This is a genomic window from Desulfovibrio sp. ZJ369, from assembly GCF_011039085.1.
Taxonomy (GTDB): domain Bacteria; phylum Desulfobacterota; class Desulfovibrionia; order Desulfovibrionales; family Desulfovibrionaceae; genus Desulfovibrio.
The window spans coordinates 17,005-39,164 of the sequence record NZ_JAAKEI010000018.1; the positions used below are offsets into that span (position 1 = coordinate 17,005).

General features: G+C 60.1%; 21 protein-coding genes. 15 read left to right on the plus strand and 6 right to left on the minus strand.

Annotated elements, in window-relative coordinates:
• Nucleotides 1-260 precede the first annotated feature (260 nt).
• The 14 genes from G7Y51_RS07685 (at nt 261) to G7Y51_RS07750 (ending at nt 15,480) form a co-directional block, all read left to right on the plus strand.
• Nucleotides 261-1,028 (plus strand): ribosome maturation factor RimP, encoded by a 768-nt coding sequence (locus G7Y51_RS07685; RefSeq protein ID WP_165176186.1) that lies wholly within the window; start codon nt 261-263, stop codon nt 1,026-1,028.
• A 51-nt stretch (nt 1,029-1,079) separates the two neighbouring features.
• Complete coding sequence (nusA, locus tag G7Y51_RS07690) at nt 1,080-2,420, plus strand: transcription termination factor NusA (protein ID WP_165176188.1); 1,341 nt, start codon at nt 1,080-1,082, stop codon at nt 2,418-2,420.
• A 10-nt stretch (nt 2,421-2,430) separates the two neighbouring features.
• Nucleotides 2,431-2,763: a YlxR family protein gene (locus G7Y51_RS13930; RefSeq protein ID WP_346773695.1), complete on the plus strand. Its 333-nt coding sequence runs from the start codon at nt 2,431-2,433 to the stop codon at nt 2,761-2,763.
• Entirely contained in the window at nt 2,756-5,692 is a 2,937-nt protein-coding gene (gene infB / locus G7Y51_RS07700; protein ID WP_165176190.1) for a translation initiation factor IF-2, read from the plus strand. Before G7Y51_RS13930 ends, infB begins: the two co-directional genes overlap by 8 nt.
• A gap of 238 nt (nt 5,693-5,930) precedes the next feature.
• Entirely contained in the window at nt 5,931-6,227 is a 297-nt protein-coding gene (locus G7Y51_RS07705; protein ID WP_206214277.1) for a DUF503 domain-containing protein, read from the plus strand.
• The gene (locus G7Y51_RS07710) at nt 6,214-7,230 is read left to right on the plus strand and encodes a DHH family phosphoesterase (protein WP_165176192.1); all 1,017 of its coding nucleotides are present in this window, start codon (nt 6,214-6,216) and stop codon (nt 7,228-7,230) included. The genes G7Y51_RS07705 and G7Y51_RS07710 overlap by 14 nt, the downstream gene beginning before the upstream one ends.
• Nucleotides 7,231-7,288: 58 nt before the next feature.
• Nucleotides 7,289-8,506: a hypothetical protein gene (locus G7Y51_RS07715; protein ID WP_206214278.1), complete on the plus strand. Its 1,218-nt coding sequence runs from the start codon at nt 7,289-7,291 to the stop codon at nt 8,504-8,506.
• Nucleotides 8,507-8,579: 73 nt separating this feature from the next.
• On the plus strand, nt 8,580-8,774 hold the full coding sequence (locus G7Y51_RS07720) for a hypothetical protein (protein WP_165176148.1): 195 nt from the start codon (nt 8,580-8,582) through the stop codon (nt 8,772-8,774).
• A gap of 167 nt (nt 8,775-8,941) precedes the next feature.
• The gene (gene truB / locus G7Y51_RS07725; protein WP_165176228.1) at nt 8,942-9,904 is read left to right on the plus strand and encodes a tRNA pseudouridine(55) synthase TruB; all 963 of its coding nucleotides are present in this window, start codon (nt 8,942-8,944) and stop codon (nt 9,902-9,904) included.
• Between the two features lie 30 nt (nt 9,905-9,934).
• Nucleotides 9,935-10,198: a 30S ribosomal protein S15 gene (gene rpsO / locus G7Y51_RS07730; RefSeq protein ID WP_206214279.1), complete on the plus strand. Its 264-nt coding sequence runs from the start codon at nt 9,935-9,937 to the stop codon at nt 10,196-10,198.
• Nucleotides 10,199-10,458: 260 nt separating this feature from the next.
• The gene (pnp, locus tag G7Y51_RS07735; RefSeq protein ID WP_206214280.1) at nt 10,459-12,684 is read left to right on the plus strand and encodes a polyribonucleotide nucleotidyltransferase; all 2,226 of its coding nucleotides are present in this window, start codon (nt 10,459-10,461) and stop codon (nt 12,682-12,684) included.
• Nucleotides 12,685-12,759: 75 nt separating this feature from the next.
• A complete protein-coding gene (locus G7Y51_RS07740; protein ID WP_241160174.1) occupies nt 12,760-13,809 on the plus strand; it encodes a hypothetical protein in 1,050 nt (349 codons plus the stop codon).
• Between the two features lie 208 nt (nt 13,810-14,017).
• Nucleotides 14,018-14,476, plus strand: coding sequence for an NfeD family protein (locus G7Y51_RS07745; protein ID WP_165176198.1), 459 nt, complete (start codon nt 14,018-14,020; stop codon nt 14,474-14,476).
• A 56-nt stretch (nt 14,477-14,532) separates the two neighbouring features.
• Nucleotides 14,533-15,480, plus strand: coding sequence for a stomatin-like protein (locus G7Y51_RS07750; RefSeq protein ID WP_165176200.1), 948 nt, complete (start codon nt 14,533-14,535; stop codon nt 15,478-15,480).
• A 451-nt stretch (nt 15,481-15,931) separates the two neighbouring features.
• Here G7Y51_RS07750 and G7Y51_RS07755 read toward each other — a convergent pair whose 3' ends face one another.
• The 5 genes from G7Y51_RS07755 to rpmE all read right to left on the minus strand — a co-directional run bounded on the left by G7Y51_RS07755 (nt 15,932) and on the right by rpmE (nt 19,717).
• The gene (locus G7Y51_RS07755) at nt 15,932-16,486 is read right to left on the minus strand and encodes a hypothetical protein (RefSeq protein WP_165176202.1); all 555 of its coding nucleotides are present in this window, start codon (nt 16,484-16,486) and stop codon (nt 15,932-15,934) included.
• Nucleotides 16,487-16,711 carry a hypothetical protein gene (locus tag G7Y51_RS07760; protein WP_165176204.1) on the minus strand — a complete coding sequence of 75 codons (225 nt, stop codon included), beginning with the start codon at nt 16,709-16,711 and terminating at the stop codon, nt 16,487-16,489.
• Between the two features lie 504 nt (nt 16,712-17,215).
• Nucleotides 17,216-18,286, minus strand: coding sequence for a peptide chain release factor 1 (gene prfA / locus G7Y51_RS07765; protein WP_165065863.1), 1,071 nt, complete (start codon nt 18,284-18,286; stop codon nt 17,216-17,218).
• A 215-nt stretch (nt 18,287-18,501) separates the two neighbouring features.
• Nucleotides 18,502-19,488, minus strand: coding sequence for a DUF1385 domain-containing protein (locus G7Y51_RS07770; RefSeq protein WP_165176206.1), 987 nt, complete (start codon nt 19,486-19,488; stop codon nt 18,502-18,504).
• Nucleotides 19,489-19,504: 16 nt separating this feature from the next.
• Nucleotides 19,505-19,717, minus strand: a complete 213-nt coding sequence (gene rpmE, locus G7Y51_RS07775; protein ID WP_165065868.1) for a 50S ribosomal protein L31 — start codon at nt 19,715-19,717, stop codon at nt 19,505-19,507.
• Nucleotides 19,718-20,007: 290 nt separating this feature from the next.
• On the opposite strand from rpmE, the gene G7Y51_RS07780 reads away from it, so the two are divergent.
• Nucleotides 20,008-20,808, plus strand: a complete 801-nt coding sequence (locus tag G7Y51_RS07780) for a TlyA family RNA methyltransferase (protein ID WP_165176230.1) — start codon at nt 20,008-20,010, stop codon at nt 20,806-20,808.
• Nucleotides 20,809-20,906: 98 nt separating this feature from the next.
• On the opposite strand, the gene dinB is transcribed toward G7Y51_RS07780, so the two are convergent.
• Nucleotides 20,907-22,127, minus strand: a complete 1,221-nt coding sequence (dinB, locus tag G7Y51_RS07785) for a DNA polymerase IV (RefSeq protein WP_277424686.1) — start codon at nt 22,125-22,127, stop codon at nt 20,907-20,909.
• Nucleotides 22,128-22,160: the final 33 nt, after the last annotated feature.

Genomic DNA, 22,160 nt, shown 5'->3' on the forward strand with positions numbered 1-22,160 from the left:
GCAAAGGATATTTTTTTCGCCTTGATCGAAAATTTTTATGATTTCCCGGACTGGCGTCTTGACAAGTTCACTGCGTCTGAGCTACGAAAAACAAATTCAAGGCGGTGGGCGCTGGCGCGCCTGCCGTCGCATCCTGATGCGGGACGCATGTTCACAACGGGGTGGCCTGAATAGGCCCCCTTTTTTTTGTTCTCGCGGCCGGCCCGGCTGTTCCGGCAAGGTGTCCGCAGCCAGCCGCCAGAGCTGCCGCCAAGGAAGATATGACCGAAAACGACCTCAAAGAAAATGTTATCCGCCTGGCCGATCCCGTGGCCCGCTCTCTGGGGCTGATCATCTGGGGCGTGGAAATCAGCCGGGCCGGCCGCATGATCCTGCGGCTCTTTGTGGATGTGCCCCGGCTGGAACAGGAGACTGCGGCCCTCCAGGCCCGGCCCGACCGCGATCAGGCGCCCATTGAGGCAGTTTTTTCGGCCCCGGCGCCCTCTGCCGCAACTTCTCCGGCCCCGGCTTCCCCCGGTTCGGCTTCCCCCAGCTCAGCTTCCATTGACCAGTGCGAGGAAATTTCGCGCCATCTGGCGCTTGCCCTGGAGGTGGAAGACATCATCCCCGATCCCTATGTGCTGGAAGTTTCCACGCCCGGTCTCACGCGCACCTTTTTCAGCCTTGCGCAGATGCGCCCGTATCTGGGCGACATGGTGGAGGCCCGGCTGCATGCGCCTCTGGCTCCCCAGGGCAGGCATCCTGCCGCTGCGGGCGATGCGGGGCGCAGGATCTGGCGCGGCAGGCTGGCGGCAGTGGAGGAGGACGGCTTCGTGCTTGAGCCGGCCCTGGTTTCGCCCGATGGCGAGGTGCAGCCTGAAGATCTGCCGCCTGTGCTCCTGCCCTGGCAGGCCGTGCGCAAGGCCAGCCGTATGCATATTTTCTGCCGGCCCGGCAAACCCGGAAAACAACCGGGCAAAAAGACCGGAAAAGCCGCTGGGAAAAAAACGGGCAAGACTATTGCCGCAATGGGAAACACGGCCGACTGATGTCGGCAGCAGCGATTTTGACGCCGCAACGCGCGGCGGACGGAGGCGACCATGAATCTTGAGCTCAAAAAGGCCATTGATCAGATCAGCAAGGACAAAGGCCTGGATCGCGACATGCTCATCGACACCCTGGAAGATGCCGTGCGCACTTCCGTGCTGCGCCGCTTCAGCGAGGATATGGACGTGGAAGTAACCTACAATGACGAGACAGGCGACATTGAGGTCTACCAGTTCAAAATCGTGGTGGAGGACGACGACGTGGCCAACGAGGATACCCAGATCGCCCTGGCTGACGCCCGCGAGCATGATCCTTCCGTGCAGCTCGACGACGAAATGGGCTTCAGGGTCAAAATCGAGGATCTGGGCCGCATTGCCGCGCAATCCGCCAAGCAGGTGATCATCCAGCGCATGCGCGACGCCGAGCAGGAAATCATCTATGAGGAATACAAGGATCGCGTGGGCGAAATCGTCTCCGGCATCGTGCAGCGCCGCGACAAGGGCGGCTGGGTGATCAATCTGGGCCGCACCGAAGCCGTTCTGCCCCGCGAGGAGCAGATCCCGCGCGAGCATTACAAACGCAATGACCGCGTTCAGGCCCTGATTACCGAAGTGCGCAAGGAAGGCCGCGGCCCGCAGATCGTCATTTCCCGCGCGCACCGCGACTACATGGCCGCGCTCTTCCGCCGCGAGGTGCCTGAGGTGGACGACGGCGTGGTCCAGCTCATGGGCGTGGCCCGCGATCCCGGCTCCCGCGCCAAAGTGGCCGTGCTCTCGCGTGAGCGGGACGTGGACCCGGTGGGCGCCTGCGTGGGCGTGCGCGGCTCGCGCATCCAGAATATTGTGCAGGAGCTGCGCGGCGAGCGCATTGACATCGTGGTCTGGAGCCCGGACATTGCCACCTATGCCCGCAACGCCCTGGCTCCGGCCCTGGTTTCGCGCATCGTGGTGGATGAAGAAGAAAATCTTCTGGAAGTGATCGTGCCGGATGATCAGCTGACCAACGCCATCGGCCGCAAGGGCCAGAACGTCAAGCTGGCCGCGCGCCTTCTGGGCTGGAAAGTCGATATTTTCACCGAGACCCGCTACAACGAGGCCAATGCCATTGGCCACGGCCTTGAGCAGGTGGCCAGCGTGGCCGAAGTTTCCATAGAGGCCCTTCTGGAAGCGGGCTATTCCTCGCTGGACGCCCTGCGCTCGGCCAGCGACGAAGAACTGGCGGAAAAGCTGACCATCAGCGCCTCGCGGATCGCGGATCTGCGCTCGGCCATCAACTTCCTGGCGCCGGTGGTGGAAAGCACGCCGGAATCCTCGGCTGTGGAGCTCGGCAAGATCGAGCAGGAGACGGAAGAAAGCGCGCCGCAGGCCGCAGAAGCTGAGGATTCCGGAAAATAAGGCTGTCGCAGTGAAGCACGATTTTGTCGCGGACGGACCGGTGCGCATGTGCGTGATCTGCCGTCGGCGTTTTCCCAAAGCCGCGCTGACGCGCCATGTGCTGACGCCGCAGGGGAATTTGAGTATTGACCCGGAAAAAGTCAGACCTGGCAGGGGCTGGTATCTGTGTTCCGATCCTGTTTGCGCGTTGAAATTCGCAAAATACAGGCCCGGCGCACGGCGCGCGGCAGCCGTTATGCGGAAAACGCGCATTGCCCTGGCTGTTGCGGCGCAGCCGCTTGCAGAGAAGGACAGCAGAGACACGGATGGCGACAGCCTTGACAAGGGGGGTAAACATGCCTGAAGAAAAAGTCAAAATAAAGGATCTCCTCGGCGAGCTTGAAGTGCCGGCCAAGGATATGCTGCGCGCGCTGCGCGAGCTGGGCCTGCCCGCCAAAAGCACGGCTGGTTCCGTGTCCGTGGAGGATGCCGCGCGCCTGCGCGGACATTTCGCGGGCCAGAAACAGGGTGGCGTGGAGCGCACGGAAGTGCACCCCAACGTCATTGTGCGCCGTCGCCGCAGGGACGCCGCCCCGGCTGCCCAGGGCGAAGCCAATGCCGTTGCCGCGCGCCATGCCGCGGAAACGCCTCCGGCAACAGCCCCCACGCAGGAAGCTGCCCCGCCGGCCTCCCAGGACAGGCCCCAGACAGCCGGCGTTGAGGCCGACGCCCCCGCAGTTCAGGCCGCGGCCGCCCAATCCCCGGATGTTCCACCGGCTGCCGGGGCAAAAGGCGAGCCCCGGACCACAGAGGCCGCGCCGCGGCCGCCCAGGCCCGCCCGTATCGTTACGGCCGCCCGGGTCATCAGCCGCCCCAACGAGGCGGCCCCGCAGCCGGAACCGGCCCCGGCCCCGCAGGCTGTTGCCGCGCCCGAGGCAAAGGCCGACGAGCCCCCGGCCGAAGCCCCGGAAAAAAGCGCCAAAACGACTTCCCGTCTGGCCCGGCCTGACGCTTCAGCCGTGCCCGAAGGCTCTTCCGCGCCCACCCTGCCCCCGCGCGCGGCCGAGCCCAAACACGAAGAAAAACCCGCACAGAGCGCCAATGAAACGGCCGATGCAGCCCCCCGCCGCTCCCCCCGGGCGGAAGCCGCGCCCGCGCCCCAGGTCCGGGTTATTTCCCGGCCCGCTCCGGGCGCGCCTTCGCCGCGGGATGCCCGCCCGGCAGGCGCGCGGCCCGGCCCCGGCGGCCAACGCCCGGGCCGTCCCGGCGACAGCTCGCGGCCAGCTCGCCCCGGGGGACCCGGCGGCGCGCGGCCCCGCGGTTTCGGCCAGCCCGCGCCTGCGGCGCCCGCTGACGCCCGCGACGGCCAGAGCAAGAAAAAACGGCTCAAGGGACGTCGCACCGTTGACTTTCACCAGGGCGACTTTGGCCGCCGCCAGGATGACGACGACGCCCCGCGCCTGAACCGCGGCAAAGGCCGCCGCAAGAGCGGCAAAGCCGCGCCCGCGCCCCAGGCCACGCAGCCGTTGAAGGCCGCCAAACGCAAAATCCGCATCACCGAGGCCATCCGCGTGGCGGACATGGCCCATCAGATGGGGCTGAAGGCCAACGAAATCATCAAGGTGCTCTTCGGCCTGGGCGTAATGGCCACCATCAATCAGTCCCTGGACATCGACACCGCTGCCCTGGTCGCTGCGGAGTTCGGCTACGAGGTGGAAAAAATCGGCTTCTCCGAGGACGATTACCTGCTTCCCAAGGACGCGGACGCGCCCGAAAGCCTCAAGCCGCGTCCGCCTGTGGTCACGATCATGGGCCATGTGGACCACGGCAAGACCTCGCTGCTGGACGCCATCCGCAAATCCAACGTGACCAGCGGCGAGGCGGGCGGCATTACCCAGCATATCGGCGCCTACCATGTGAAGACCAAGCGCGGCGAAATCGTCTTTCTGGACACGCCCGGCCACGAAGCCTTTACGGCCATGCGGGCGCGCGGCGCGCAGATCACGGACCTGGTCATCCTTGTGGTGGCTGCGGACGACGGCGTCATGGAGCAGACCCGCGAGGCCATCAACCACTCGCGCGCGGCCAACGTGCCGATCATGGTGGCCGTGAACAAGATGGACAAACCCGGCGCGGACCCGGATCGCGTGCTGCGCGAGCTGGCCGAGCTGGGTCTGCAGCCCGAAGCCTGGGGCGGCGATACCATTGTGGCCAAAGTTTCGGCCAAGACCCGCGAGGGCCTGGACGAGCTTCTGGAAATGGTGGCCCTGCAGTCGGAAATCATGGAGCTTACGGCCAACCCGGACAAAGCCGCGCGCGGCCACATTGTGGAAGCCAAGCTGGATAAGGGCCGCGGCCCCATAGCCACGGTGCTGATCCAGGAGGGCACGCTCAAACAGGGCGACAACTTTGTCTGCGGGCCTTTTTCCGGCCGCGTGCGCGCCCTGACCAACGATCAGGGCAAAAAGGTCAAGGAGGCCGGTCCTTCCCTGCCCGTGGAAGTGCAGGGTTTTGAAGGCGTGCCCGAGGCGGGCGAGGAATTCTTTGTGGTGGCCGACGAAAAGCTGGCCCGCCGCATTGCCGATTCCCGCGCGGCCAAACAGCGCGAGCGGGATCTGGCTTCCGAGTCCAGGGTCACGTTAGAGACCTTCCTTTCCCAGCGCGCCTCGGATCAGGAAACCCTGACCCTCAACCTGGTTGTCAAGGCCGATGTGCAGGGCAGCCTGGAAGCCATTACCGAAGCCCTGAACAAACAGAGCACGGATAAAGTGCGGCTGAGTGTGGTGCATGGCGGCGCAGGCGCGATCACGGAATCCGACATCCTGCTGGCCTCGGCCTCCCAGGCGATCATTATCGGCTTCAACGTGCGGCCCACAGCCAAAATCAAGGACGTGGCGGAACACGAAAACGTGGATATCCGCTTCTATGACATTATTTACAAACTGGTGGACGACATCAAGAGCGCCATGACCGGCATGCTTGCCCCGGTGCAGCGCGAGGTCTATCTGGGCCAGGCCGAAGTGCGCGAAACCTTCAGCGTGCCCAAAGTCGGCATCATTGCCGGTTCGTATGTGGCGGACGGCAAAATCGCCCGCAACGCGGGCGTGCGGCTTTTGCGCGACGGCGTGGTGGTGTACACCGGCAAGATCTCGTCCCTCAAGCGTTTCAAGGACGATGCCAGGGAAGTGGTCAAGGGCAATGAATGCGGCGTGGGCCTTGAGAACTTCAACGACGTGAAGGTGGGCGACATCATCGAGGCTTTTGAGACTGTGGAGGAGGCTGCCACACTGTAGCGGCAGAGGACAAAGCCGGGTTTTGGCCTGGCTTTGAGCCGCCGGAGTATACGACGAAAAACAGCCTTTTTTACGCCGGCTGCGTCAGCAAAGCATTTTTGCCGCTCAGGTAACGTGAGTACGCTGCGCGCAAAAATGCTTTGCTTCCTTGCCGACGCGAAGCAAAGGCGGATAGCTTGTGCCGGAGAATACGGCAAAGAAAACAAAGCCCCCAAGCCGGGGCCAAGGCACAGTTTTTATGCCCCTGTTCATGGCGGTACTGACCGTTGAATTCAGTCTGGACGGCAACGACAATCTCAAGGCCAAACGCCGGGTCGCCAACAGCCTGAAACAAAAAACCCGTAACAAGTTCAACGTGGCCATTGCCGAGGCAGGCACCGAGGATAGTCTCACCCGCCTGCGTCTGGCCGTGGCCTCCATTTCCAACAGCGAGACGCATCTGCGCAGCCGCATGGACAAATGCGCCCTGATGATGGAAGCGATCTGCCCCGAAGAAATGGTGGACAGCCAGGTGGAAATCTATGCCGCAGACTGATCTGATCCCCGCGAGCTTTATGGCGGGCGCGCAACGCATGGCCCTGGTTCTGAGCGGGCTTGATCGCGTGCTGATTTCCGGCCATGTCAATCCCGACGGCGACGCGGCGGGCTCGCTGGCCGCGGCCGGGCTGATTCTGCGCTCTCTCGGCAAGGAATTCGTGCTCTACAGCAGCACAGGCCTGCCGCAGTATCTCAATTTTTTCCCCTTACCCGGCGCCATCCACACCAGTCTTGAACGCTTGCCCTTCCAGCCCCAAAGCGCCCTGCTTCTGGACTGCGGCGAGCCGCACCGCCTGGGCAGGGAGCTGGCCGGGCGTCTGCCCGCTCTGACAAGCGTGAACATCGATCACCATCTGGGCGGAAACGGCATGGGCAGCCTGGCCAACTGGGTGGAGCCCGCGGCGGCGGCCACCGCGCAACTCATGGCCTATGTGGCCCTGGCCGCGGGCCTGCCGCTCAAGGGCGAACTGGCCGATGCCGTGGCTTTGGGCGTCATAACGGATACAGGCGGCTTCTGCCACGGCAGCACCAGTGCGGACGTGCTCTTTCTCTGCGCCGCTCTGGTGGCGGACGGCTGCGATCTCACCGGCCTGCGCCAACACCTGGAAAACAACTGGAGTCCGGGCAGGATGCGCCTGTGGGGACGGCTCATGGAGCGCGCGCGGCTGACGCGGGGCGGCAGCGTGGCTTTCTGCCGGGTGCTGCTGGAAGATCTGGCCCAGTGCCAGGCCTGTAAAGAGGACTTGGAAGGCTTTGTGGAGCAGTTGCGGCGTTTGCGCGGGGTCAGGGTGGCCGCGCTCTTGCGCGAGGAAGGCCCGCAGCTCTGCAAATTCAGCCTGCGTTCGTATGGAAGCACTGACGTGCGGAGCACGGCCGCGCTGCTGGGCGGCGGCGGCCACTTCAACGCCGCGGGCGGCACGTTGCGGCTGACGCCGGATCAGGCGGAAAAGGCGCTGCTGGACGCCGTGGATCGGCAACTCAATGATGAAAAAACTGCATGACAGACATACGATAAAACCTGACATCTTTTCACAAGATCTAACAAGCAGGAATCATGCGATGCCAAACAGAACTAAACCTCAGCGTATCTCTTTACGCGCTGTTATAATTTTTGCTTTTCTGTTTGCCTTCGGCTACTTACTGCGTTTCTATTTTTTCCCTGCGAAATTCTTCGATTATACCATGTTCCTAAATAAATGGTATTTGTTACTGCAGAAAAACGGGTTCAGCGCTTTTAGCCAACCCTTTTCAGACTATACATATCTTTATCTATATTATTTATACTTTTTAGCTAAATTTGATATAAATTCTTTGTATGGAATAAAATTTTTATCCATCATCTTTGATTCAGGATTAGCTATTCTTACATATAGAATTTTACGGATGAACAGTTCACAACTAAAGTCACTTGCTGGAAGTGTAACCGTATTTTTACTTCCTACATGCTTTACTAATGGAGCCATATGGGGCCAATGTGACTCAATATATACTTTTTTTCTTCTCCTTTCAGTTTATTTTTTGTTAAAAAGGCAGGGACTAAAAGCATGCCTCGCATTTTCATTAGCATTTTCTCTAAAATTACAAAGCGTATTTATTTTACCTACTTATGCATTACTTTTTTTATTTCCCCAAAAAAGAGCTGAATACAATATCAAAAAATGGTATTTCTTATTACCTCCAGCAATATATATCATTATTGCCTTGCCCACCCTTTTTGCAGGAAATAGTCCAAGTTATGTTTTTTTATTTAAAACTTTTTACAATCAAATTCACGGCTATACGGACTTAACACTCAATGCCCCTACTATCTGGGCTTTTTTCAGCAAAGAATACATGCATCCTATTGTTCCGTTCCTGAGCCTCCCTGGAATTGTAGCAATTTCCTTCCTATTTTATACACTTTTTCTTTCCAGCAAAAATAACCATGATGAAATATTGCCGCTTGTAATTTTAACATTAACGACACTCAGTATATTCCTTCTGCCACGCATGCATGAACGCTATTTTTATTTTTCTGATATTTTTTCTGTTGTTATAGCCTATTATTATTGGAAGCCAGCTCTTTTTTTGGCATCTGCATGCATCATTACCGCTTCGTTTACGACTTATTGCAATGTCCTCTTTGGCACATCTGCCACAAGTATCAAAACTCTTACTCTCTTAATGGCACTAGCCATTCTTATTCTGATTTCTACTATGCTGCAAATTAGGTGGAATAACCATCTAGCAAAAAAAGCACTATATAGAGAGAACAAGGGATCAACGCTCCAAAACTGAATCTGATCAGCGGGAAATCGCAAAGCCGTATAAATTTATTTTACCCTTCTTTGCATTCTACCGCTCTTCGGCTATGACAGATGACTATGGCGGCGGCCACTTCAACGCCGCGGGCGGCACGTTGCGGCTGACGCCGGATCAGGCGGAAAAGGCGCTGCTGGACGCCGTGGATCGGCAATTGAACGAGGCGGAGGCGGCCGCGCCCCCGCTGCCTGGATGCGGGCAAGCTCCTGTCCCGTCAGGCGATCCTGGAGAATTTTTTGATTGAACATATTCATTTTCAAGCAAAAAATGCTCTGCTATTCAGATACGTCTGCCCTGCATGGCGCTCTGATACTTTTTGACTTCCCCCCCCAGTACGGCTATGGTTGCAACTTGCGTATGATGAAACACAACGCGGCGACTCAGACAAGCGCAGGCAGTACTGCCCGGCACATGGCGCGCGAGAGCGGCCCTCAGGCCGCGCGTTTGCCGCAACTGCCCCAATTGCCCCAATTGCATGGGGTGCTGGTGCTGAACAAGCCCTCCGGCCCCACCTCGGCCCGGTGTCTGACGGCCCTCAAGCGCCTGGGGCAGAAAAAAATCGGTCATGCGGGGACTCTGGATCCGCTGGCATCGGGCGTGCTCCTGGTTTTGCTGGGGCAGGCCACCAAGCTTTCATCCCATTTGCTGGCAGGCGGCGGCAAGATTTACAGCGGCGTTTTGCGCCTGGGGCAGACCACCGACACCTGGGACAGCCAGGGCACGGTAGTGGCCGAAGCCCCGTGGGAGCACATCCGCGCGGAAGACGCCCGCCGCGAGATTGCCCTCTGGCGGGAAATGCGCGAGCAGCCCGTGCCGCCTTATTCGGCGGCCAAGCATGAGGGGCAGCCTTTGTACAAGCTGGCCCGCAAAGGCGCCGCGGCTCCGGCCAAGATCAAACGCATGGAAATTTCACAGGCGGACACGCTCGACGTGAGCCTGCCGTTTGTGCGCTTTCGGGTCGCTTGCAGTTCCGGCACCTACATACGCTCCCTGGCCCACAGCTTGGGGATGCGCCTTGGGTGCGGAGCCGTGCTCACGGAACTGACCCGGGAGTACAGTCACCCCTTCGGCCTGGACGTGGCCTGCGATCTGCAGGAAGTCACGGCCGATCCCGCCCTACTGGCCGCCAGCCTGCGCCCTATTGCCGAGGCGTTGCCGCACTGGCCCAGGGTGGAGCTCACGCCGGAGGAAGCTCTGCGCGTGCGTAACGGCATGGCCGTGCCCTGCCGCTCGCGGCCCCGGACCGGGCCAATGGCGGAAAACGGACATGAATCGGCGCTGCTGCTGCACAGGGGCGAAGCCCTGGCGCTGGCACAGCGCGCGGATTCGCCCGTGGGGCACTGCTGGACCGTGTTGCGGGGGCTTTGGAAGTAACTTTATCCTGGAAGGAGAACTGCTGTGGTCATGGATGCGGCTCAGAAAAAAGCGGTCATTGACGCCCACGCCAAACACGAGGGCGATACGGGCTCCCCGGAAGTTCAGGTGGCTTTGCTCACCGCGCGCATTGAGGGCCTGACCGGGCACTTCAAAGTGCACAAAAAAGATTTTCACTCCCGCACCGGTCTGCTCAAACTCGTGGGCCAGCGCCGCAAGATCCTGAACTATCTGAAAAAGAAAGACATTCAGAGATATCGCGGCCTTATTGAAAAGCTGGGCTTGCGCAAGTAATTTCAGGTACAGGCGGGGGAGCGGCGGCGCTCCCCCTTGCCGCATTCTGGGCCAAAGCCCGCATGCGGTCTGATGGCGACGCTCCCAACGGAGCACAAACGCGAGATGAAGGGGGGTCCGGGAAAATCAGGCAAAGGAGCGCGTGCCCGCGGCAGGCCGTCGGCGCATCCGGCGACGCGGACACCACGCAGTCGCGCTCGTCTTTTTGTGCCCGATTTTGCCGGAATCCCCTTCGCACGAGCAAAGGATTCACTCACATGTTGCAGGATATTTTCAATCCCACCAGGATCACAGCCCAGGTGGGCGGCAGGGAAATCATCTTTGAGGTCGGGCGGCTGGCCAATCAGGCCGACGGCGCGGTCTGGGTGCAGTGCGGGGGCACGGTGGTGCTGGTCACTGTCTGCTCCCAGCCTCTGGAGTTCGACAAGGGCTTTTTCCCGCTCACCGTGGAATATTCCGAAAAAATGTACGCGGCCGGGCGTATTCCCGGCAGTTTCTTCCGCCGCGAGATCGGCCGCCCCTCGGAACGCGAAACCCTGGTTTCGCGGCTGATCGACCGGCCCATCCGGCCGCTTTTCCCCAAAGGCCTCAAGGAAGACGTGCAGGTGCTGGCCAGCGTGATCTCCGCGGATCAGGAGAATGAATCCGACGTGCTGGCCCTGACCGGCGCGTCCGCGGCCCTGCTGATTTCCTCCCTGCCCTTTGAAGGGCCGGTGGCGGGCGGGCGCATCGGCCGGGTGAACGGGCAGTTTGTGCTCAATCCCTCCTTTGAGCAGCAACAGCAGAGCGATCTGAACATCATTTTCGCGGCCTCGCGCGACGCCCTGACCATGGTGGAAGGCGACGCGCGCTTTTTGCCCGAAGACGTGATTATTGAGGCCCTGGAATGGGGCCGCAAAGAAATCCAGCCCCTGATCGACGCCCAAATGCAGTTGCGCGAACGCTGCGGCAAGCCGAAAATGGCCTTCACCCCGCACGAGGATGATCCGGCCCTTCTGGCGCGCGTGCGGGAACTGGCCATGCAGGCCGGCATTGAAGAGGCTTTGCGCGTGCCTGACAAGCTGCCGCGCAAGGAGGCCCGCAAGGCCGTGAAGGAAAAGGTGCTGGAGGCGCTCAAGGCCGATCCGGACTGGGCCGAAAATGAAGACGCCCTGCAAAACGTGGGCGAGATCATCGGCGATCTGGAAAAGAAGCTGGTGCGCGCGCGCATCGTCAACGAGGGCACGCGCATTGACGGCCGCGACACCAGGAGCGTGCGGCCCATTCAGATCCAGACCGGCGTGCTGCCCAGGGCGCACGGCTCGGCGCTTTTCCGCCGCGGAGAGACCAAATCCCTGGTCATCACCACCCTGGGCTCCTCCACGGACGAGCAACGCATGGATTCCCTGACCGGCGACGTGACCAAACGCTTCATGCTGCATTACAACTTCCCGCCGTATTGCGTGGGCGAAGTCAAAGCGGTGCGCGTCTCGCGCCGCGAGATCGGGCACGGCGCTCTGGCCGAAAAATCCCTGCGGCCCATTCTCCCGGCGGATACGGATTTCCCCTTTACCGTGCGGGTGGTGGCCGAAACCATGGAATCCAACGGATCCTCTTCCATGGCCGCGGTCTGCGGCGGCTCGCTTTCCCTGATGGACGCCGGGGTGCCGGTCAGCGCGCCTGTGGCCGGCGTGGCTATGGGCCTGATCAAGGAAGGCGACCAGTTCGTGGTGCTTACCGACATCCTGGGCGATGAAGACGCGCTCGGCGACATGGATTTCAAGATCGCGGGCACGGCCGACGGGGTGACCGGCGTGCAGATGGACATCAAGATCACCGGCCTGACCACGGACATCATGCGCACGGCCATGCAGCAGGCCCGCGAAGGCCGCCTGCACATTCTGGCCGAAATGGCCAAGGCCCTGGAAGGGCCGCGCAAGGAGCTTTCGCGCTACGCGCCGCAACATGCCGAGATTTTTGTGAATCCGGACATCATCCGGCTGATCATCGGTCCGGGCGGCAAGAACATCAAGGCCATCACCGCGGCCACCGGCGCTTCCGTGGATATCGAGGATTCCGGCCGGGTCTCCATTTTCGCGCCCACGGCCGAGGCCCTGGAAAAAGCCCGCGAAATGGTTTCCTACTATGACCAGCGGCCGGATATCGGCAAGAACTACCTGGCCAAGGTGCGCAAGGTCATGGAAATCGGGGCCATTGTGGAAGTGCTGCCCAATGTGGAAGCCCTGGTGCATGTCTCCCAGCTGGACGTGAACCGCGTGGAACAGCCCGGCGACGTGGCGCGTCTGGGCGAGGACATGCTGGTCAAGGTCATTGAGATCAACGGCGATCGCATCCGCGCCAGCCGCAAGGCCGTGCTCCTGGAAGAGCAGGGCCATCCCTGGAATCCCGAAGAAACGGCCCGCCCGCCGCGTTCCGACCGCGGGGACAGGGGCGATCGCGGCGGGCGCGACCGGCGCGGCCGCCCGGATCGCGGGGACCGTCGCTGAGCCGAAAAAATACGCTTGTCCCGGCCTTTCCCGTTTTTGGGGAAGGCCGGGCACAACCTTGCAGGAAGCTTCCTTATGCCCAAAAAAAATACAGAAACACTGCCCACTGCAACTCCTGCCGACCGGATTGAAGAGGCCGGGAGCAAAAACGCGGCAGCCGCCACAGCGCCCACGCCCTCCGGCCCGGCTCGCTCTGTGCGGACTGCCGACGTTGACGGCAAAGCCCCGGAGGCGCGCCAACCCACGCCCGAAGAGATGGAGGCCATGCTCCAGGGCAAAAACCGCAGCCATTTTGAAGGTCTTGGCGATGCCTGGGCCGTGCTCACCGGCCAGAATCCCGCGGCGATCATGCCCCAGATCGTGGCCACCATCATGCACGAGGGCGGCACGCGCCCGTCCTGGCAATGGAAGCGCAACGGCAAGGATCATGTGCTGCTGGCCTGGCCCAAGGATCAGCCGGTGCGCGCATCCCTGCTGGTCCGCGGCGCGGAAGGCGAAAAACTCGCGCCGGTCACGGCCGTGCCCTTGCTGGACGGCCTGCCCAACGATCTGACCGTGGAAGAGGTGCATCCCTGGCAGAGCGGCGTGGAAGCCAATGTGGCCGTCAGCATGATCCAGGGCAAGAATCCCATGTGGTTTTTTGATCCTCTGTATGGCCGGGATTACGAGGATCTGACGCCCGGCATCACCCATACTTTTTTGCTGGCCGGTCTGGCCTACGGCCTGCGCAAAGCTCTGCTGGATCAGGTGACCATCACCCAGGGCCCGCGCTATGAGGCGTACGCCCAGACCTGGCTGGAGGAAAATCCCGGCAAAAGCCGTCTGGACGTGCCGCCCCTGAAAGTCGATGTTACAGGCCGTCATCTGATCATGCCCGGCCGCCACTTTTGCGAATACCAGATGCGCGCCGCAGTGGAAGAAGTGGAGGACTGCCAGCTGGAAAAAATGCCGGTGAAGCTGCTGTATCTGAGCTTTCCCTTTGAAAACCGCGCGCCGCTGCGCCTGCCGGTCTATGCCTCCAAAATGGTTCTGGGCGAGTATGTGCCGGAAAAAGGCCAGGAAGTGGACGCCTATGTGTGGCTGCAAGGCCGGATCATCGACATGGATCAAAGCCCGCAGCAATAGAGCATTTTCTCTTTGAAAATGCTCTGCTGACGCGAAAGCGGCAGCCGCCGCAACGCGCGTACATTCAGGCGAAAACCGCGTTTTTCGCCTGAATGCCACCTTTGACTTTCATAAAAAGTCAAAGGTAATCTGCTCTGGAGCGGCTGCCTTGCGCCGGGCCCGGCACTGCGGGCGGCACGCCGTGCGTCTGCGGACGCGGAGGTAAAGAATGAATCCGTCCCTGCTCTGGTTTTTGCTGGGCATTGCCTTTTTGCTGGCCGAGCTGGCGACGCCCACCACGGTGCTGCTCTTTTTCGGCGTCGGAGCCTGGGCCGCGGCCGCGGCCGCGCTGCTGGGCCTGACCACAGGCTGGCAGCTGGCCGCCTTCATGGCGGTTTCCCTGCTCACCCTGATTTTTCTGCGCCGCCATTTGCGCGCCGTATTCGGCGGCCGTTCGCACAGAGCCGCCCCGGAAAACAGTCAGCAGGGCCATCCCCTTTCCGGCCGTCAGGGCATTGTCAGCAAGACGCTGCATCCCGGCCAAATGGGCGAGGTAAGCATTGACGGCAGTTTCTGGCGCGCCGTGGCGCAAAGCGAAATCCCCCAGGGGCGGCCGGTGCGCGTGCTGGGCACTTTGCCCGCTGATGCCCTGGTCCTGCGGGTCGCGCCCCTGGAAGAAAACGAATAAGCGCTCCGGGCGTTTCACGCTCCGGCGTGACGCTCCCGGAGCCGGAGGAATCCTCTATGGAATTCATCAATCATTTCGGCTGGCTCTTTCTGCTGGCCGTGCTGGTGATCATTGTTCTGATCAAAACGGCCGTGGTGGTGCCCAACCAGTCCGCCTTCGTGGTGGAACGCCTGGGCAAATTTCACAAGGTGCTTTACGCCGGTTTTCACCTTCTGGTGCCCTTTGTGGATGTGACGGCCTACAAGCGCAGCCTCAAGGAGCAGGTGCTGGACGTGCCCAAGCAGACCTGCATCACCCGCGACAATGTGAGCGTGGACATTGACGGCGTGCTCTACCTCCAGGTGATCACGCCGGAAAAATCCGCCTACGGCATTTCGGACTATGAATGGGGCGCCATCCAACTGGCCCAGACCTCCTTGCGCTCGGTCATCGGCAAGCTGGAACTGGACAAGACCTTTGAAGAGCGCACCCGGATCAACCAGGAAGTGGTGGAAGCCCTGGACGCGGCCACCGCGCCGTGGGGCGTCAAGGTGCTGCGCTACGAAATCCGGGACATCACGCCCCCGTCCACGGTTATGGAAGCCATGGAAAAACAGATGCGCGCCGAACGCGAAAAGCGCGCCACCATTGCCGAATCCGAAGGCGAGATGCAGTCCCAGATCAACCGCGCCGAAGGCGCCAAGGCCGCGGCCATCGCCCAGTCCGAAGGCCAGAAGCAGGCCATGATCAATCAGGCCGAAGGCGAGGCCGCCCAGATCCGCACGGTTGCCACGGCAACCGCGGAAGGCCTCAGGATTGTAGGCGATCAACTGGGCAACGACGGCGTGGCCGCGGCCCAGCTCCGCCTGGCCGAGGCCTACATCAGCGAGTTCGGCAAGCTGGCCAAACAGGGCAACAGCCTGATCATACCGGCTGACGTGGCCGATGCGGCGGGCATGGTGGCAACCATGACCAAAATCATCAAGCCCGGTCAGGGCCTGTCTTCCGAAAGCCGCACGAGCTAGAGCGTTTTGCTAATGACATTAGAGCATTTTCACTTTGAAAATGCTCTAGTCAAGTAAAGTTTATTTTGACAAACATGAATTTCTGTATGTAATAGGCTCCCAACCATAATGATCAGGATCCTATACTCATTCCACAGAGGGCATGTATAATGGTGAATATTGTTAGAATGGTTCAGTTAAATCAAATTTTGAAGAGACTAACCTCTTGAAATGATCTGATTTATATCAAAAACGCCCATTTTAAAAGCCTCTCTGAAACCAGCAACTATAATTATTTGTCTTTTAGTGGGAATATCCATATTCCATCCATTTGATATGGTTTATCACATATGACTTTTTCACCTATATATACATTGTCCTTAAAATAATGAAATTTTGTGGCATCACTGAAAAAAAGCGACCTATAGTACACGATACCCCACAACCTCTGTGTGAAAGGTGAGGCACCCACTTAAAGATTTTGTGAAAAATTCCTCCGCTTAAGCTCAGCTTTTACGCTGTCTCCCCCATGTTCTCTTACCAACCTAATTATTGGAGATGTAATCTCATCAAAGTTATCATAAATAAAAGGCTTGTAAGAGGTTAGTTTATGAAACTCGCTTTTGTTCCACAACAGCGCCAAGGCAAATTCCCAAGCATCGGCTTCCTCATTCACAGAGTAATTGCCATCCCTTGGGGGCTCATCAGAAGTTTCCCCACTAAAATAGGGAATATAGGCCACAATATGCCCTAGTTCATGGGCTAGCCATATCCGTGCATCAAGAAAATCATTCTCTTTACTGCCACTGGGCAGGTAAATCGTACAACCATCGTGGAAAAAATTACACAACGACTTGCGGGAAACATGCTTACTGATGCGGGTTTGTATCCGAAAATTCACGTCCTTCGATTTTCTCAGTCTGGCACGACGAAAAATATCCCCCTCAATCTGGCGGATCGTGTGGGCAAGGAAGTTATCCACGCTCACCTTTGCATACTTTTTCCCAAGCTCAGCAGGTGACTGCATTTAAGCTCCCACTGACTGATGGCACGATATGCGATCCCAACTTTCCAAAGCGTGCTGCTCGAGATTCTTCAATCTCTCCTCATCAGTCCACTCCCCACCATAGCGAGTAAACAAAATCCCCATTTCTTTGCGCAGAAAATCAATCTTAGAAGGTGTATCTTTCAACCCCTTGTCTGCGTAGAAAGCAGCAAATTGCCACTCTTCCCGTATTTCACACAATTCCATCAGATCGTTCCTGAAAAATTTTTAGGGCCGCCAAATTTTTAAACAGCGTATACCAGAGCAATTTCACTTTGAAATTGCTCTGGTGGCCGCGGGAGCGGACGCCCGCGCCGAATGAGCCTGAAAACCACGCTTTTCAGGCGCTTGTCCCGCTTGCGGGGAAATGATGGCAGCGCCGCTTTTGAAATTGAATAATTTCAAAAGCAAAATGTTCTAATGATTCTGCCGAAAAAATCATTAAAAGGCAATGGCTGCCTCCCCAGTGCGCCATTGAAATATAAACAAAAATTCAGATAAATTAGCATAGCTCATATCAATGATGTGAGAATCTTTTTCTATGCATACATATCTAGCTGTAAAATAAAAGAAAAATACTAAAAATAGTTATAAATACTATTAAACTCACCTTAGCAAACCGCTCTAAAATAGTTGAGAATGCGCAGGATAGTGCTAACCCGCCCTGGGTGCTTCACTCCTTTCATGAGCAAAACGCTCCAAAAAGAACCATCAGTCCTCGGCCTGAGCCTTGAGCGCCTCGGTCTGGGCGGCTGTGGACAAGGCCTCAAGAAGCGGGGTCAGCTCGCCCTCCATGATCCGATCCAAGGAATACAGGGTCAGGTTGATGCGGTGATCCGTGCAGCGGCCCTGCGGGAAATTATAGGTGCGGATGCGCTCGGAACGGTCGCCGGAACCCACCTGGGCCTTGCGGTCGGCGGAAAGCTCGGAATTCTGGCGTTCACGCTCGGCGGCCAGAATACGCGAGGCCAGCACTTTCATGGCCCGGGCCTTATTCTTGTGCTGGGAGCGCTCGTCCTGGCAGGTGACCACGGTATTGGTGGGCAAGTGGGTGATGCGCACCGCGGATTCGGTCTTGTTGACGTGCTGGCCGCCCGCGCCGGAAGCGCGATAAATATCAATGCGCAGATCCTCGGGCCGGATTTCCACGTCCACTTCCTCGGCTTCGGGCATGACGGCCACAGTGGCCGCCGAGGTATGAATGCGCCCTTGCGCCTCCGTGGCGGGCACGCGCTGGACCCGGTGGGTACCGGCCTCAAATTTGAGGCGGCTGTAAACCCGTTCGCCGGAGATCAGGCAGATGATTTCCTTGTACCCCCCGGACTCGGAAGGAGATTCGCTCAAAATCTCCACTTTCCAGCCTTTGACTTCGGCATAGCGGCTGTACATGCGGAAAAGATCGGCCGCAAAGAGCGCGGCCTCCTCGCCGCCGGTGCCTGCCCGGATCTCCAGGATCGTATTCTTTTCATCCAGGGGATCAGTGGGCAGCAGGGCTACCTTGAGAGCCTGCTCCAACCTGGGCAGCTCTTCCTCGGCCTTATGGATCTCCTCCTGGGCCAGGGCCTTGAGCTCCGGGTCTTCCTCGTGCAAAAGCTGCTTGTTGTCGGCAATCTCCTGAAGCAGCGCGCGGTGGCGGCGAAAAAGCTCCACCACCTCGCGCAAATCCGCATGCGCTTTGGCCAGCTTGCGGTAGTGCTCCTGATCGTTGAACACATCGGGCTGGGCCAGAGCCTCTTCCAGCTCCAGAGATTTTTTTTCAAGGCCTTCCAGTTTGGCAAACATGGGAGCTCCAATCAGAATCTGAAATATGCGTGGCAAGAAGCGCGGACCCGGCCGTCAGAGGCGCTCGCTCCATGCGCGCGGGCGACCGCGGCGCTCCCGTATGCGGCAGGGAACGCACGCGCGCCGGGCAAAGGCAGCCGTACCGGCACGCCGCCACACGATCCGGCATGCGTTTCGGGCAAGCGCGTGCGCAGCCGTCTTCAGCACAGAACGCTTTAGCCAACCGTATAGGGCGCGGTACGGATATTCTCTCCGGCTTCCGGGCCCAAGGCCTCGCGCAAGGCCACCACAGCCACGTCCAGTTGATCCCGATCCGGTTCATAGGTGGTCAGGCGTTGCAGCGCCAGACCCGGCGCGCGCAGCACACTGGCCCAAAAACCGTCGGCCAGACGCGCCGCATAGCGGATCAGCTCATAGGCCAGGGCGCTGATAGGAGCCATCAGCAGCAGCTTGAAAGCAATGGTCAGGCCGTGCTTGGCCACAATGCCCTGGGGGGTGTGCACCATCAGCAGCAAAGGCACCAGAACCGCATGCAGAATAATGGAAATGCAGATCACAAAGAGCAGAAAGGTGGTGCCGCAACGCGGATGCAGACGGCTCATGCGCGCGGCTTGCGCCGCGCTGACTTCGCCCCCTGCCTCAAAGGCATGAATCGCCTTGTGCTCGGCGCCATGATACTGAAACACGCGGCGAATATCCGGCACAAGGGAGATCAGCCAGATATAGCCCATGAAAATGCAGCACTTGAAAAAGCCGTCCCAGAGGTGGAAGGAGAGCCCCTCCACATCGCCGCCCAGATGCAGCCAGAGCATAATCAGCGAGAGCAGATGCGGAGCCACCACAAACAGGCCAACGGCCATGAGCAAAGCCAGCCCCAAAGTCAAGGCCAGATGCCAGCCCTCCAGTTTTTCTTCCTGGGCGTTCGCCGTGGCCTCCACTGAGCGGTTCAGGGCCTGAATGCCGTTGACCAGGGTTTCCAGCAAAACCGGAAAACCCCGCAGAAACGGTTTTTTCAGCCAGGGATGCCGCGTCAGGGAAAACCAGGGCAGGCGTTGGGCGCGTATGCCGCCGTCAGGGAGGCGCACGGCCAGAGCATACGCGTCGCCATTGCGCATCATCACGCCTTCCATGACAGCCTGCCCCCCCACAGTGGGGCAGGCTGTCCGCAAGGCAGCCATGCCGGGCAGCAAAGAGCGCCGCATGTCCTTCGGCCCGCGCCTATTTTTGCTCAAATTTGGCGTACTTTTTGCGGAAACGATCAATGCGTCCGGCCGTGTCCAGAAAACGCTGCTTGCCCGTAAAGAAAGGATGGCAGACCGAGCAGACTTCCACATGCACTTGTTCGCCCCTGGTAGAGAGCACTTGCTCCTCATGGCCGCAGGCGCAGGTGATGGTTGCCATGTACACTTTGGGATGGATGCCTTTTTTCATCACAGAACCTCGTGGCGGCAGGCCGGACCTGGCCCTTGCTGCGGCCCGCGTTGCCGGAATGTGCCGGAACGGGGCGGACCTTTACGGACGCCGCGCAATGTTTGCCCGTCCGGCAGGAATATCCGGACAGGGAGAGACTATTTAACGCTTTTTATAGCGCTTGGCAAGTGCGGGGCAGCGTGGGAGCAGGGAATACAGCGCAATCCCAGCTGCGAGGGGCGATTGGAAAAAATATGCCGCTTCGGCACAACCTCATTGCCAGCGCCGCGCCGAGCGGCTATATCTGCCCCATGCCCAAAACTTCCCGTCAGCGCGCCGACCAACTGGTTTTCGAGCAGGGCCTGGCTGAAAGCCGGGAGCAGGCCCGCCGTCTGATTATGGCCGGCAGGATCGCGCTTGCCGCAGCCGGGCCTCACGGCGCGCCGCTTGTGCCGTCGGGCGCGCCCCTTGCTCTGGTGCCCAAACCAGGGCATCCCTATCCGGCCGGCACGCGCTTCGCGCTCCTGGAGGGCGAGCGCTATGTCAGCCGGGGCGCGTACAAGCTGCTGACGATTCTGGACCGGTTCCGCCTGGATGTGCGCGGCTTTGTCTGCCTGGATGCCGGAGCTTCCACAGGCGGCTTCACGGATTGCCTGCTCCAGAACGGCGCGGCCCGCGTCTATGCCGTGGATGTTGGACGCAACCAGTTGCACGAAAAACTGCGCGCGGATCCAAGAGTGATCAATCTGGAAGGCATCAATCTGCGCCGCGCCCTGCCGACGCTGATCCCGGAACCCGTGGATCTGGTGGTGGCCGATGTTTCCTTCATTTCCCTGACGCTGGTGCTGCCGCCCTGCATGATCTGGCTCAAGCCCGGCGGTCTGGCGGCCGTGCTGATCAAGCCGCAGTTCGAGCTGGGGCCGGGCGAAACGGTCAAAGGCGTGGTACGCGACGCGGCCGCCCGCCAACGCGCCGTGGACAAAATTCTGGCCTTTTGCGCCGCCAACCTCGACCTGACCTGCGAGGGGGTCTTGCCCGCCGCCATCAAGGGCCCCAAGGGCAATCAGGAGTACATGGCCCTGTTCCGGCGTTCGCATCCCGCGCAGCCGTGAGGCCTTCCCCGCCGCTCCAAAGCCGGCCGCAGACGCGCCCGCATTGCAGTGCCTGAAAATTCCGTCAGCAGGCGCCTGAAGTCACCTTTTCCTCGGCGTCATTTTTTCTCTTTGGAGTCAGGCGTAAACAGCCTGCCGCGCTGTACAACGCTTTTTCCGAAACGGCCCCGCAACAGATCCAGGGCTTGATCCAGCTTTTGACGGCGCGCCTCTTCAGCGGGATCGCGCCTTGCCGCAGCCTTGCCCGCGGCCTGCGGCAAAGCCACGCCCGGCAAAAAAAGCTGGGCCGGGGTCTCGTCAAAGCCGGAAACGCCCAGGCCGATCAGGCGCACGGGCTGAGGCAGCGCAAGCGCCTCCAGAAGTTCGCGGCCTGTTTCAAAAATGGTTTGCGTGCTGTTGGTAGCCTCGGCCACGGTGAGCGAGCGGGTGATCTGGCGGAAATCCGCAAACTTGACCTTGAGCGTGACGGTGCGGCCGCTGAGCCCGTGCCTGCGCAGGGAAGCGCCGACCCGCTCGGCATGGGCCATGAGCATACGGGCCAGAAACTCCCTGTCGCGGGTATCCTGCTCAAAGGTGCATTCCGCGCTCTCGCTCTTCATGGGATGCGAGGGCTCCACCGGGCGCGGATCAATGCCGCGGGCCCGCTCAAAGAGCACCCGGCCCCATTTGCCGTAGCGGCCTGCCAGAAATTCCAGGCTGTAGCGGCGCAACTGCTCCACGGTCACAATGCCCAGATCCCGCAGACCGGCCGCCATGCGGCGGCCCACGCCCGGCAGGCGGCCCACCTCCAGGGAGCGCAGAAAAGCATCCATTGCCTCAGGCCGCAGAATGAACACGCCGTCGGGTTTGTTCACATCCGAGCAGATCTTGGCCAGAAACTTCACGGGCGCGGCTCCCACCGAGCAGGTCAGGCCGCCCGTGACCTCGGCCACCCGCGCCTTGATCCGGGCAATGAGCTCTTCCGGCGGGCCGAACAGACGCTCCAGGCCCGCGGCGTCCAGATAGGCCTCGTCAATGCTGGCCGGTTCCACCAGGGGCGAGAACTCGCCCAGAGCCGCCATGATCAGGCCTGAGATCTCCGCATAGCGGCGACGGCGGCCGCGGATGAAAATGCCCTGCGGACAGAGCCGCCGGGCCGTGACAACGGGCATGGCCGAATGCACGCCGTATACCCTGGCCTCGTAGGAAGCCGTGGAAACAACCCCGCGCAGGCCGCCGCCGATGATCACGGGCCTGCCCCGCAATTCCGGGTTGTCCATCTGCTCCACGGCAGCGAAAAAAGCGTCCATATCCAGGTGAATAATCATGAAAACGTCCAGCCGGCACGTCAGAGCGTTTTGCTCATGAACGTA